Origin of the sequence: Rhizobium sullae, assembly GCF_025200715.1 — a bacterium.
Lineage (GTDB): Bacteria > Pseudomonadota > Alphaproteobacteria > Rhizobiales > Rhizobiaceae > Rhizobium > Rhizobium sullae.
The window spans coordinates 15,671-28,439 of record NZ_CP104143.1 but is presented as its reverse complement, the minus strand read 5'-3'; the positions used below and the strand labels follow the sequence as shown (position 1 = coordinate 28,439).

Here is a 12,769-nt window from a genome sequence, read left to right as displayed (position 1 = left end):
GGAGAAGATGTCCAAAGGACAGATAGGGGTGAGCGACCAAAGGCGCGAACGGCCTGAGCGAAAGCGAGGGACGAATTTGCCATACGCAGCCCTCATCCGACCCTTCGGGCCCCCTTATCCCCAAGGGAAGAAGGGGTAAAGGAGGGGCTTGCAAATTTTCCGGATCAGGTGTCAGAGTCCGCGCCATGGTATCAAAGCGACTCTCACGGCTCGAAGGGCATCGCCGCAAGTTCATGGCGGTGATCGATGGCACGCCGGAATGCCAGAGCGCCGTGCACTATGCCGGCAGGCGCGCCAAGAATTCCAATGGCGGACTGGTTCTCGTTTACGTAATTCCCGAAGGCGATTTTCAGCAATGGCTGGGCGTCGAGGAGATCATGCGAGCCGAAGCCCGCGAGGAGGCCGAAGCCGTCGTCTCCAAGTCGGCGCAAGTGGTGCGCGAATCGATTGGCATCGAGCCGGAAATCGTCATCCGCGAGGGCAGCGCGGTCGAAGAGATCAATGCAGTGATCGAAGAAGATCGCGACATTGCGATCCTGGTGCTGGCCGCAAGCTCGGCCAAGGAGGGTCCCGGACCATTGGTATCGTCCGTTGTCGGAAAAGCAGCTACCTTTCCTATCCCTGTTACCGTGTTGCCCGATACGCTGACGAATGAGGAATTAGACGCGCTGGCGTAAGACAGAATGTCGAATGGCGACTATTTGTGGAGTCTTTATCTCTTGAATAGCGCCGCCGATCGGCTTATTTTCTTTTGAAGAATTCTAAAGACGGCCTGAGCGACAACCTGGCCCGCATGGAGAGCGAAATGTTCATTCAGACCGAAGCCACGCCGAATCCGGCCACCCAGAAGTTCCTGCCGGGCAAGGTCGTGATGGAAACTGGTACGGCCGAGTTCCGCAGCGCCGAGGAAGCTCAGGCTTCGCCCCTCGCCGCCCGCCTTTTTGAAATCCCGGGCGTCACTGGCGTCTATTTCGGCTACGATTTCATCTCCGTTTCCAAGGAGAACCAGGAGTGGCAGCACCTGAAGCCCGCCATCCTTGGCTCTATCATGGAGCACTTCATGTCCGGAAAGCCGGTCATGGGCGACGCCTCCGTATTTTCGGAAGAACTCGATGCGGACGGTGAATTCTTCGATGAGGCCGACGAGACCATCGTACTCACCATCAAGGAACTGCTTGAAACCCGCGTGCGCCCGGCAGTTGCCCAGGATGGCGGCGACATCACGTTTCGCGGCTTCAAGGACGGCAAGGTCTATCTCAACATGAAGGGCTCCTGCTCCGGCTGCCCCTCTTCGACCGCAACACTGAAGCATGGTGTCCAGAACCTGCTTCGCCACTTCGTTCCCGAAGTGCAGGAAGTCATCGCTGCCTGACGATCTGTTCAAAATTCATCCGGCTCAGCATTGCGCCGGATGAATTTGTGATAGGCTTTTATTCGGAAATTGATGACATGATTGTTCTGGCGCTCGACACGGCTGGTGTGGATTGCGCTGCCGCTCTCTACGACAGCGGCAGGGATGCGGTGCTGGGGGAGGCATCGGACTTGATCGGCAAGGGCCATGCAGAGCATTTGATGGGAATCATCGACCGCGTGCTCAAGCAGGCGGACATGAAACTCGCGATGGCCGAACGTGTTGCCGTTACGATCGGTCCCGGCTCCTTTACCGGAATCCGCGTTGGCGTTGCCGCAGCACGCGGGTTCGGCCTTGCGCTTAATATCCCGACTGTCGGCATCACGACCCTGGAGACCATGGCCGCCGCCCAGCGCGAGAAGACGCCCAGCCGCCCCGTCCTTGCCGCCATGGACGCCAAGCGCGGCGAAATCTACCTCCAGAGCTTTTCCGCTGACGGCTTGGCGTTGGACGAACCTCGCGCAGTGACAGTCGAGGAAGCGCAGGCTTTCGCGGCCAACTTCGACGGCGAGATCACCGGATCTGCAACGCCGCTGCTGAAACCCAACGCGACGGGCGAACACGCCAATAAATTCCCAATTTCTATCGTGGCACGCCTTGGTGCGGCCGCCGATCCCGGTTCAGGAAAGCCGAAGCCTCTTTATCTGCGCGGACCCGATGCCAAACCGCAGGCCGGGTTCGCGATCGCGCGAGTATGACCATGCTGGAATCCTATCTGACTCTGAAGCCGGCTTTCGAGATCGTCGCAATGGACAATGACGATTGCCAGGCGGTTGCCGTGCTGCATGGCGAACGCTTTGCCCGCCCGTGGGGCGACGGCGAGTTCTATAGCCTGCTCAGCCAGGACACCGTCTTCGGCTTCGTCGCGCGCCAAACCAACGCTTTCCTGAAAAAGCCTCTGCGGGGCTTCGTGCTTGCCCGCCAGGTCGCCGGCGAAGCGGAAATCCTGGCAATCGCCGTGCAGGCGAAGGTTGGCGGCGCCGGCCTCGGCTGGCGGCTGATGCAGGCGGCGATGCGCGAAGCCAAGCTGCGCGGCGGCGAAAGCATGTTCCTGGAAGTCGACCACGGCAATGCCGCCGCCCTCGGCCTCTACCGTAAGCTCGGCTTTGAGAAAGTCGGCGAGCGCCGCGGATACTACAAGGATGTCAACGGTGCGGTTTCCACGGCGCTTGTCATGAAGCGCGTTCTTCGCTAGTGCCGTTTGAGAACCGGAATCTGGAATGAAGGCCGCCAATGACCGACACAACCAAGACCCTTGAGGAGCTTTGCACCGAGCGCGGCATGCGAATGACCGAACAGCGCCGCGTGATCGCCCGTATCCTTGAAGAGTCGGAAGATCACCCGGATGTCGAGGAACTGTACCGTCGCTCAGTTAAGGTCGATGCAAAGATTTCGATCTCCACCGTCTACCGCACCGTCAAGCTCTTTGAAGACGCCGGCATCATCGCCCGCCATGATTTCCGCGACGGCCGTTCACGCTATGAGACGGTGCCGGAAGAGCATCACGACCACCTGATAGACCTGAAGAACGGCGTGGTCATCGAATTCCGCTCGCCGGAGATCGAGGCCCTGCAAGAGCGCATTGCCCGCGAGCATGGCTTCCAGCTCGTCGATCACCGGCTGGAACTCTACGGCATTCCGCTGAAGAAAGACGAACGCTGAGCCGATGACCGCAGCCGCAGGGAGTTCGCGTTGATCGTCTGGCTGCGCATCGCCTATGCCGCGGTCGTCATCGCCGCCGCCAGCATGCCGCTGATGCCATTGCAGCTTCTCAGTCTCCATTTCGACTGGAGGCTCCGCCGCATGCTTCCGCGTCTTTGGCACCGCGCGGCCTGCCACGCACTCGGAATTCGCGTGAAGGTCCACGGCAAGCTCGAAGGGCGCAGGCCGCTGATGCTATGCGTCAATCACGCGTCGTGGATGGATATCATGGTCATGTCCTCGGTCGCCGATGTCGCCTTCATCGCCAAAATGGAGGTGCGCGACTGGCCCATCTTCGGGCTGCTCGCCCGCCTGCAGAAAAGCGTTTTCATCGTCCGCGAAGAAAAGCGGAAGACCGGCAGTCAGGCAAGCGAGATTGCGGACCGCATGGCGGACGGCGAGATCATCGTGCTCTTTCCCGAAGGCACGACTTCGGACGGCAATCGTTTGCTGGACGTCAAATCCTCGCTCTTCGGAGCGGCCGCCATGGCAGTGCCGCACTCGCCGCACGGCTCCGTCTTCGTGCAGCCGGTCGCGATCGCCTATACCAAGGCGCACGGCGTTGCGATGGGCCGCTATCACCGCCCGCTGGCCGGCTGGCCCGGCGACGTGGAACTCGTGCCACACCTGATGGACGTCGTGAAATGTGCGGCGCTCGATGCCGAGGTCTCCTTCGGCGAGGCGGTCGAATACCGCTCTGATTCGAATCGGAAGGACGTCAGCGCCACCATCGCCCGCCGCATCCGTGCCATGCTCAACAGCCGCCTGCGCGGCCGCGAAATCTCTTGAGGGAAAATTTCGATTTTCTAAAGGGCAAAAAACCACTAAATAGCCCGCCATGACCCAAGACACCGCCCTTCTTCCGCCCCCGGAGACCATCCCCAGCGAAGGCCTCCGCAATGGCAGCAACAGCCGCAAGGTTTTCATCAAGACTTACGGCTGCCAGATGAACGTCTACGACTCGATGCGCATGAGTGATGCGCTCGCCCGCGATGGTTACGAGCCGACGGAGAATATGGAGGAGGCCGACCTCGTCCTGCTCAATACTTGTCACATCCGCGAAAAGGCCGCCGAAAAGGTCTATTCGGCGCTCGGCCGCTTGCGCGATATGAAGAAGAAGAAGGCTGCCGACGGGCGCGAGATGATGATCGGCGTCACCGGATGCGTTGCCCAGGCCGAGGGTGAGGAAATCCTGCGCCGCGCGCCTGCCGTCGATGTGGTCATCGGCCCGCAGACCTATCACCGCCTGCCGGACGCGCTGCGGCGTGCCAAGGAAGGCCATCGCGTTGTCGATACGGAATATGCGGTGGAAGACAAGTTCGAACACTTGCCGATCGCCGAAACCAGAAAGATCCGTTCGCGCGGTGTCACTGCATTCCTGACGGTGCAGGAAGGCTGCGACAAGTTCTGCACCTTCTGCGTCGTGCCTTACACGCGTGGTTCGGAGATCTCCCGGCCGGTCAACCAGATTGTCGAAGAAGCACAGAACCTCATCAAAGGCGGAGTGCGGGAAATCACATTGCTCGGCCAGAATGTCAACGCGTGGCATGGCGCCGGGACCAATGGCGAGGAATGGAGCCTTGGCGATCTGCTCTATCGCCTCGCTGAAATTCCGGGGCTTGCCCGGCTCCGGTACACCACCAGCCATCCGCGCGACATGGACGACCGCTTGATCGAGGCGCATCGCGATCTGCGGGCGTTGATGCCCTACTTGCACCTGCCGGTGCAGGCGGGCTCGGACCGCATCCTGAAAGCCATGAACCGGCGCCATACAGCAGCGGAATACATGACGCTCATTGAGCGCATTCGCGCAGCCCGCCCCGACATCGCGCTGTCGGGCGATTTCATCGTTGGTTTTCCCGGGGAGACAGACAAGGATTTTGACGCTACACTGAGTTTGGTGGAGGAGGTTCGCTATGCGCAGGCTTTCTCCTTCAAATATTCGACGCGGCCGGGTACGCCCGGGGCGGAACTGAAGGACCAGGTGCCGGAAGAGATCAAGGCAGAACGGCTCGAGCGCCTGCAGGCGCTTCTCCTCAAGCAGACGCAGGAATTCAACAGATCCTGCATCGGCAAGGAAATCGATTTGTTGCTTGAAAAGCCCGGCCGGATGCCGGGACAACTTATTGGTCGTTCTCCCTGGCTTCAGTCAGTGAATGTTGATGCAAAAGCATCGCAAATCGGTGACATTATCAAAGTGCGAATCACCGGAACCGGAACGAACAGCCTGTTTGCCGAGTTTGCAGAGGCTGGGGTTTTAACCTAGGGAGCTCGACCGCTTGAACGGACAAGAATTGGTTTCTTCTTCACCGCGCCACCCACGCATTGCGAGCGACGCCAATCACTTCGTCCTGACGTTCGAGAACAACCGGTTCGCCAGCGAGCTATTCGGTCAGTTCGATCAGAACCTGAAGCTTCTGGAGGAGCGGCTGCATATCGACGCGCGCGCGCGCGGCAATTCCGTTGTCATTACTGGCGATGTCGTCGCCACCAATCAGGCCCGGCGTACGCTGGACTACCTCTATGAAAAGCTCCAGAAAGGCGGCAGCGTGGAACGATCCGACGTGGAAGGCGCAATCCGCATGGCGGTTGCCGCCGACGATCAGCTGAGCCTGCCGACCATGGAGAAAAAAGCCAAGCTCACCATGGCGCAGATTTCGACACGCAAGAAGACGATCGTTGCGCGGACGCCGACGCAGGACGCCTATATACGCGCCATGGAACGCGCGGAACTGGTCTTCGGTGTCGGCCCAGCCGGCACGGGGAAGACCTACCTCGCCGTCGCGCATGCGGCCCAGATGCTGGAGCGCGGCGCTGTCGAGAAGATCATCCTTTCGCGGCCGGCGGTCGAGGCCGGCGAGCGTCTTGGCTTCCTGCCTGGCGACATGAAGGAGAAGGTCGATCCCTATCTCCGGCCGCTCTATGATGCGCTCTACGACATGATCCCGGGAGACAAGGTCGAGCGCGCGATCACGGCTGGCGTCATCGAGATTGCGCCGCTCGCCTTCATGCGCGGGCGCACGCTCTCGAACGCGGCCATCATTCTCGACGAAGCGCAGAACACAACATCGATGCAGATGAAGATGTTCCTGACGCGCCTCGGCGAGAATTCACGCATGATCGTCACCGGCGATCCAAGCCAGATCGACTTGCCGCGCGGCGTGAAATCCGGACTTATCGAAGCGCTGCATCTGCTTGACGGCGTGGAAGGAATTTCGACCATCCGCTTCAAGGATGTCGACGTCGTTCGCCATCCGTTGGTCGGACGGATCGTGAGGGCCTACGACGCCACCTATACGACGCGGCCGGAAGACGCCGGCCCGCAGGTCTGATGGCCGAACTCGACATCCAGATCAGCATCGAGGAAGGCGACTGGCCCTCCGAGGGTGAACTTCAGGCTTTGGCGGAACGCGTGCTGGAAGCGGCGGCGACGTTTCTCAAGAAAAATGAGAAGCAGCCGTTTCCCACGACGGCAACTGAGCTTTCGCTTGTCTTCACGGATGACGAATCCATCCGCACCATCAACGCCGAATGGCGCAAGAAGGACAAGGCTACCAATGTTCTCTCCTTTCCGGCTTTTCCGATAATCCCAGGAAAGATGCCAGGTCCGATGCTTGGTGATATCATTATCGCCAGGGAGACCGTCGAACGGGAAGCGCGGGAGCTCGAAAAGCCGTTCGAAGACCATCTGACGCATCTGATGGTGCATGGTTTCTTGCATCTCTTCGGCTACGACCATATGAATAGTGACGAAGCCGAAATTATGGAGGGTTTGGAGACTCGCATTTTGGCAGTACTCGGCCTATCTGACCCATACGAGGGTCAAGACCTTAAAATGGAACCATGAGCGACTTTACAACGAAACCGGCGGCGGACACCAAGGACGCCGATCAATCCTCCTCCTCAGATGAGGCGGGCAGTAGTAGCAGGTATTCCGGACGATCATTCTGGGCGCGCGCCGCCCGCATCCTTCGCCCGCAGCAGGGCTCGCGCATTCGCGAAGATCTCGCCGACGCGCTGATGACTAACGATACCGGCGACGATGCCTTTTCGCCCGACGAGCGGGCGATGCTTCACAACATCTTGCGTTTCCGCGAAGTGCGCGTTGCCGACGTCATGGTTCCGCGCGCCGACATCGAGGCGGTCGACCAGAACATCACCATCGGTGAATTGATGATCCTCTTTGAGGAATCAGGCCGCTCTCGCATGCCGGTCTATGCCGATACACTCGACGATCCGCGCGGCATGGTGCATATCCGCGACTTGCTTTCCTATGTCGCCAAGCAGGCGCGCAACAAGCGCCGGACAGGCTCCAAGACTGTTAAGCCGGTCGTCGAGATCGCTACCGAGAACATTCAGAAGCCGGCGCGCTCGGCAAAGCCGAATTTCGACCTTGCGCGCGTCGACCTGCAAAAGACGCTTGCCGAGGCCGGCATCGTCCGCAAGATCCTTTTCGTGCCGCCATCGATGTTGGCATCCGATCTGCTTCGCCGCATGCAGGTGAACCGCACGCAGATGGCGCTGGTCATCGATGAATATGGCGGCACCGATGGGCTTGCTTCGCACGAGGACATCGTCGAGATGGTCGTCGGCGATATCGATGACGAGCATGATGACGAAGAGGTCATGTTCAAGCGCATTTCCGAAGACGTCTTCGTAGCGGATGCCCGCGTCGAATTGGAAGAGATTGCAGAGGCGATCGGCCCGGATTTCGACATCAGCGAGCAGGTGGACGAGGTCGATACGCTGGGTGGCCTTATCTTCTCCGCCCTCGGCCGCATCCCGGTTCGGGGCGAAGTCGTCCAAGCGCTGCCGGATTTCGAATTCCACATTCTTGAGGCCGACCCGCGCCGGATTAAGCGGGTGCGCATCACCCGCAAGCGTCAGGCAATCCGCCGCCGCGTCAAGGCAGACGACAGTGCGACTGGACCTGAAACGGCTGACGAACGGCCTGCCGAATCAACATCGAACTGATTTCCGTGAGGCACGACAACGCGCCGCTTTTTTGAAAGACTGCGGAGCGGGTTGATTCGCGGCGTGAATGGAGTGCGCATGGAGCGGCTTGCGGACAAGGTCATCCTGGTCTGGGGGGTCAAACGGGCAGTGCTGGCGGTCTTTGCCGGCGCATTCGCCGTTCTGGCGCTTCCGCCGATCGGCTTTTTCGCAGCGATGTTCCTTTCATTCACGCTCCTCGTCTGGCTGATCGACGGCGCAACTGCCTCCCCCGAGGCGAGCTTCCTCGGCCGCCTCTGGCCCTCATTCGTGATCGGCTGGCTCTTCGGCTTCGGCTATTTCGTCGCAGGCCTTTGGTGGCTCGGCCATGCCTTGATGATCGACTCGGAAGAATTTGCCTGGGCGCTGCCATTGGCGACCCTCGGCCTGCCGGCGGTGCTGTCAATCTATTATGGCCTCGCTGCAGCTATCGCCCGTGTCTTCTGGTCGGACGGGATGGGCCGCATTGCGGCGCTCGCCGCAGCCTTCGGCCTCTTCGAGTGGTTGCGCAGCGTCACTTTCACGGGCTTTCCCTGGAATGCGATCGGCTACGGCATCATGCCTATGCCGCTGATGATGCAATCCGCGCATATCATCGGCGCCATGGGCGTGACTGCGCTTGCCGTCTTCGTCTTCGCTGCGCCTGCCCTTCTTGGTACGCGTCAGGGTGCGACGATGGGTGTGGGACTCGCCACACTGCTCTTTGCAGCTCATCTCGGTTATGGCGGCTATGTCCTTTATGTCGCGCCGAAGGCTCCGCCGCTGCCGCAAGAGAAGCAACCGGTTATCCGCCTTGTGCAGCCGATGATTGATCAGGCTGCCAAGCTCGACAACAATGCCGATCGCTCGGCGATCTTCGAGCTTCACTTGAAGTTTTCCGCCGAGGCGCCGAAGGATGGAGGAAAGAAGCCGAACATCATCGTCTGGCCGGAGACGTCGATCCCTTTCATCCTCACCGATAATCAGGATGCCCTTACCCGGATCGCCGATACGCTCGACGACGACCAGATTCTGATTGCAGGTGCTGTTCGCGCCGAAGAGATGGGGCCGGGAAACCCCGTGCGCTACTACAATTCGATCTATGCGATCGACGGACGCGGCCAGATCGTCGCGGCTTCCGACAAGATGCATCTCGTTCCGTTCGGCGAATATGTGCCGTTCGAGAATATCCTCGACAATTTCGGCATCACGAATATCGTCGAAATGCCGGGCGGGTTCTCTGCCGCGGCGGCGCGCCATCTCCTGGAACTGCCGACGGGACTGAAGCTCTATCCTCTCGTCTGCTATGAGATCATCTTCCCGGATGAGATGACCGGCGACATCGCTGATGCGGGCGCGATCTTGAACATCACGAACGACGCCTGGTTCGGCAATACGCCTGGCCCTTATCAGCATTTCCAGCAGGCGCGGGTACGTGCCGTGGAGACCGGATTGCCGCTGATTCGCGATGCCAACAGCGGCATTTCAGCGATCGTGGACGCCCACGGCCAGATTGTCGCAGGACTGGGTCTCAATCAAGCAGGCTTCGTCGACGCAACTCTTGAGGGATTCGGCAGCGCTTCCCGGAGTTCGTTTTCGCGACAGACTTACTTCTGGTTGACTGAAACGTTACTGATTTTGATTGTGTCGATTTCCCGTTTTGGTTTTATTTTCAAGCCGAATTGACCAAAAACCCCTAAAATTGCATAGTGGTCGCGATCGGCGTTGTTAACGTATGCTTGATGATAGGGTTTACGCCGCTTACAACGTGGCGTTACGGATGGGTCTGGGCACTGCCGGTTTAACCAGGTTGAAAATCTTTGCTAGGGCACGACCATGATTGAAAACAAGAAGAAGCCTAACCCGATCGACATCCACGTCGGCAGTCGCATTCGGCTTCGCCGTACAATGCTTGGCATGAGCCAGGAGAAGCTGGGCGAAAGCCTCGGGATCACTTTTCAGCAGATCCAGAAGTACGAGAAGGGTACAAACCGCGTCGGTGCGAGCCGCCTGCAGAACATATCGAGTATTCTCAACGTCCCGGTTTCCTTTTTCTTCGAGGACGCTCCGGGCGATCACGCCGGCGGATTGACCGGCATGGCAGAGGCATCGAGCTCGAATTATGTTGTCGATTTCCTCTCCTCCTCGGAAGGGCTTCAGCTCAACCGGGCCTTCGTAAAGATTTCCGACCCCAAGGTTCGCCGCAAGGTCGTGGAGCTTGTGAAGGCGCTGGCCGCCGAGGCCGACGCGGACTGAACCCTTTGATGACCGCAGTTTTGAAAGGTGGTCGAAAGGCCACCTTTTTTGCGTTTTATGGGCAAAATTTACCATTTCGCCGCAGATATAAAGATATATATATGTCCTTGTGTGCTTGTTTTTCGAACGCGAAATGAGTACCAACTACACGGCTTTTGTTCTTTGAGGGGAATCCCGAATGCGCGCGAATTATTTTTTCACCAGCGAGTCAGTTGCCGAAGGTCACCCGGACAAGGTGTGTGACCGCATCTCCGACGAGATCGTAGATCTGGTCTATCGTGAAGCGGCCAAAACCGGCATCAACCCCTGGGGCGTGCGCATTGCCTGCGAAACCCTGGCGACGACGAACCGCGTTGTGATCGCCGGTGAAGTCCGTCTGCCACCGAGCCTGATGAAGAAGGATAAGAACGGCAACGACGTCATCAACCCGTCGAAATTCAAGGCTGCAGCCCGCCGCGCTATCAAGGACATCGGCTACGAGCAGGAAGGCTTCCACTGGAAAAAGGCAAAGATCGACGTGCTGCTGCACTCGCAGTCTGCCGATATCGCACAGGGCGTCGACAATGCAGCCGACCAGCAGGGTGACGAAGGTGCCGGCGACCAAGGCATCATGTTCGGCTACGCCTGCAAGGAAACGCCGGACCTCATGCCAGCTCCGATCTACTACTCCCACAAGATCCTGCAACTGCTGGCCACAGCCCGCAAGAAAGGCGACGGCGATGTCGCCAAGCTTGGCCCGGACGCCAAGAGCCAGGTGACCGTGCGCTACATCGACGGTAAGCCTGCCGAAGTGACCTCGATCGTTCTTTCGACCCAGCATCTCGATGACAGCTGGGATTCGAAGAAGGTTCGCGCCGTTGTGGAGCCTTACATCCGCGAAGCGCTGGGCGATCTGCCGATCGCCAAGGAATGCAACTGGTACATCAACCCGACCGGCAAGTTCGTCATCGGCGGCCCGGACGGCGATGCTGGTCTTACCGGCCGCAAGATCATCGTCGACACCTATGGCGGTGCCGCTCCCCACGGCGGCGGCGCATTCTCCGGTAAGGACACGACCAAGGTCGACCGGTCCGCAGCCTATGCTGCCCGCTATCTTGCGAAGAACGTCGTCGCCGCAGGTCTTGCCGACCGCTGCACGATCCAGCTCTCCTATGCGATCGGCGTCGCACAGCCGCTGTCGATCTATGTCGATCTGCACGGCACCGGCAAGGGCGTGACGGAAGACCAAGTCGAGGCGGCGATCCGCAAGAACATGGACCTGTCACCGACCGGCATCCGCCGCCATCTCGACCTCAACAAGCCGATCTACGCCAAGACCTCGGCCTATGGCCACTTCGGCCGCAAGGCAGGCCGTGATGGCTCGTTCTCATGGGAACGCACGGATCTCGTCAAGGCGCTGAAGGAAGCCGTGAAGCTTCGGGCGGTGGCATGACGGATATAGAGCGCCGGGGGCGCGCGACCGAAGCTTTCTTCGGTCGCCGCAAGGGAAAGGCTCTCCGCGAACATCAAGCGGAAAGACTTCATACGCTGCTCCCGGCATTCCTCATCGATCTTTCGGCGGCTCCATCAGAGCCGCTGAAAAACCTCTTTCCGGTTCCGACTGAACGGCTGCGCCTGGAAATCGGTTTCGGCGGTGGCGAACATCTGATCCACCGCGCTCTGGAAATGCCCTCCACCGGCTTCATCGGCGTCGAACCCTTCATCAATTCCATGCAGAAACTGCTGGCGAGCATTGAGGCAAAGGGTGCAAAGAATATCCGTGTCTATAACGACGATGCAACGCAACTGCTCGACTGGCTGCCCGACGGCAGCCTGGATCAGATTGATCTGCTCTATCCCGATCCATGGCCGAAGCGGAAGCACTGGAAACGGCGCTTCGTTTCCAAGACCAATCTCGACCGTTTCCATCGCGTACTGAAGCCCGGCGGGCTCTTCTGCTTCGCCTCGGACATTGATACCTACGTGAATTGGACGCTGCTGAAGTGCCGCGATCACGGCGGCTTCGACTGGCTTGCGGAAACCGCCGCCGACTGGCTGACGCCCTATGAGGGTTGGCCGAGCACACGCTACGAGGCCAAGGCCCGGCGGGAGGGCAGATCCTCCGCCTATCTGACGTTCAAGAAGGTCTAAGCCTGCTTTTCAGTGCAGGCTCACCGTCTTCAGTTCGTCTTCAGCTGCCTTGAAGAAGGTGCTGGAGCGATTATCCGTGAGCAGGATCGGCGTTCCGTCTGCGCCGAAGAGGGCCCAAAGGTCCACGCCCGGATCGATATCCGGCGCTTCGGGGAAGCACTTCGACACCTCATCAGTGCGCATCTTGCGGATATAGGCGACCTCGCCGTTGCCGATACCGGCTAGCTCGGACTTGGTCAGGTGAGAATTCGCTTCTTTCATCAACATTCCTGTACCTCCGGGAGAAGGGACCAACAGCCG

15 protein-coding genes are annotated in these 12,769 nt (G+C 59.5%); 14 read left to right on the top strand and 1 reads right to left on the bottom strand.

Annotation, left to right across the window (positions count from 1 at the left end):
* Positions 1-185 precede the first annotated feature (185 nt).
* The 14 genes from N2599_RS00150 to trmB all read left to right on the top strand — a co-directional run bounded on the left by N2599_RS00150 (position 186) and on the right by trmB (position 12,469).
* A complete protein-coding gene (locus N2599_RS00150; protein ID WP_027510816.1) occupies positions 186-677 on the top strand; it encodes a universal stress protein in 492 nt (163 codons plus the stop codon).
* Positions 678-805: 128 nt separating this feature from the next.
* The gene (locus tag N2599_RS00145) at positions 806-1,372 is read left to right on the top strand and encodes a NifU family protein (protein ID WP_027510817.1); all 567 of its coding nucleotides are present in this window, start codon (positions 806-808) and stop codon (positions 1,370-1,372) included.
* 77 nt (positions 1,373-1,449) lie between these two features.
* Positions 1,450-2,109: a tRNA (adenosine(37)-N6)-threonylcarbamoyltransferase complex dimerization subunit type 1 TsaB gene (gene tsaB / locus N2599_RS00140; protein WP_027510818.1), complete on the top strand. Its 660-nt coding sequence runs from the start codon at positions 1,450-1,452 to the stop codon at positions 2,107-2,109.
* The gene (locus N2599_RS00135; RefSeq protein WP_198521560.1) at positions 2,106-2,606 is read left to right on the top strand and encodes a GNAT family N-acetyltransferase; all 501 of its coding nucleotides are present in this window, start codon (positions 2,106-2,108) and stop codon (positions 2,604-2,606) included. Before tsaB ends, N2599_RS00135 begins: the two co-directional genes overlap by 4 nt.
* 38 nt (positions 2,607-2,644) lie before the next feature.
* Positions 2,645-3,073: a Fur family transcriptional regulator gene (locus N2599_RS00130; protein WP_027510820.1), complete on the top strand. Its 429-nt coding sequence runs from the start codon at positions 2,645-2,647 to the stop codon at positions 3,071-3,073.
* A 30-nt stretch (positions 3,074-3,103) separates the two neighbouring features.
* Complete coding sequence (gene olsA / locus N2599_RS00125) at positions 3,104-3,901, top strand: lyso-ornithine lipid O-acyltransferase (protein WP_027510821.1); 798 nt, start codon at positions 3,104-3,106, stop codon at positions 3,899-3,901.
* Between the two features lie 49 nt (positions 3,902-3,950).
* A complete protein-coding gene (gene miaB / locus N2599_RS00120) occupies positions 3,951-5,378 on the top strand; it encodes a tRNA (N6-isopentenyl adenosine(37)-C2)-methylthiotransferase MiaB (protein WP_027510822.1) in 1,428 nt (475 codons plus the stop codon).
* A gap of 13 nt (positions 5,379-5,391) precedes the next feature.
* Positions 5,392-6,444: a PhoH family protein gene (locus tag N2599_RS00115; RefSeq protein WP_027510823.1), complete on the top strand. Its 1,053-nt coding sequence runs from the start codon at positions 5,392-5,394 to the stop codon at positions 6,442-6,444.
* Positions 6,444-6,959, top strand: a complete 516-nt coding sequence (gene ybeY, locus N2599_RS00110) for an rRNA maturation RNase YbeY (protein ID WP_027510824.1) — start codon at positions 6,444-6,446, stop codon at positions 6,957-6,959. Before N2599_RS00115 ends, ybeY begins: the two co-directional genes overlap by 1 nt.
* Positions 6,956-8,086 (top strand): hemolysin family protein, encoded by a 1,131-nt coding sequence (locus N2599_RS00105; RefSeq protein WP_027510825.1) that lies wholly within the window; start codon positions 6,956-6,958, stop codon positions 8,084-8,086. Before ybeY ends, N2599_RS00105 begins: the two co-directional genes overlap by 4 nt.
* Before the next feature lie 78 nt (positions 8,087-8,164).
* Positions 8,165-9,769: an apolipoprotein N-acyltransferase gene (gene lnt / locus N2599_RS00100; RefSeq protein WP_027510826.1), complete on the top strand. Its 1,605-nt coding sequence runs from the start codon at positions 8,165-8,167 to the stop codon at positions 9,767-9,769.
* A 150-nt stretch (positions 9,770-9,919) separates the two neighbouring features.
* The gene (locus N2599_RS00095) at positions 9,920-10,339 is read left to right on the top strand and encodes a helix-turn-helix domain-containing protein (protein ID WP_027510827.1); all 420 of its coding nucleotides are present in this window, start codon (positions 9,920-9,922) and stop codon (positions 10,337-10,339) included.
* Positions 10,340-10,517: 178 nt separating this feature from the next.
* Positions 10,518-11,771 (top strand): methionine adenosyltransferase, encoded by a 1,254-nt coding sequence (gene metK, locus N2599_RS00090; protein ID WP_027510828.1) that lies wholly within the window; start codon positions 10,518-10,520, stop codon positions 11,769-11,771.
* On the top strand, positions 11,768-12,469 hold the full coding sequence (trmB, locus tag N2599_RS00085; protein WP_027510829.1) for a tRNA (guanosine(46)-N7)-methyltransferase TrmB: 702 nt from the start codon (positions 11,768-11,770) through the stop codon (positions 12,467-12,469). Before metK ends, trmB begins: the two co-directional genes overlap by 4 nt.
* Before the next feature lie 9 nt (positions 12,470-12,478).
* Here the strand turns inward: trmB and N2599_RS00080 are convergent, their stop codons facing one another.
* Positions 12,479-12,736, bottom strand: coding sequence for a BQ00720 family protein (locus N2599_RS00080; RefSeq protein ID WP_027510830.1), 258 nt, complete (start codon positions 12,734-12,736; stop codon positions 12,479-12,481).
* Between the last annotated feature and the right edge of the window lie 33 nt (positions 12,737-12,769).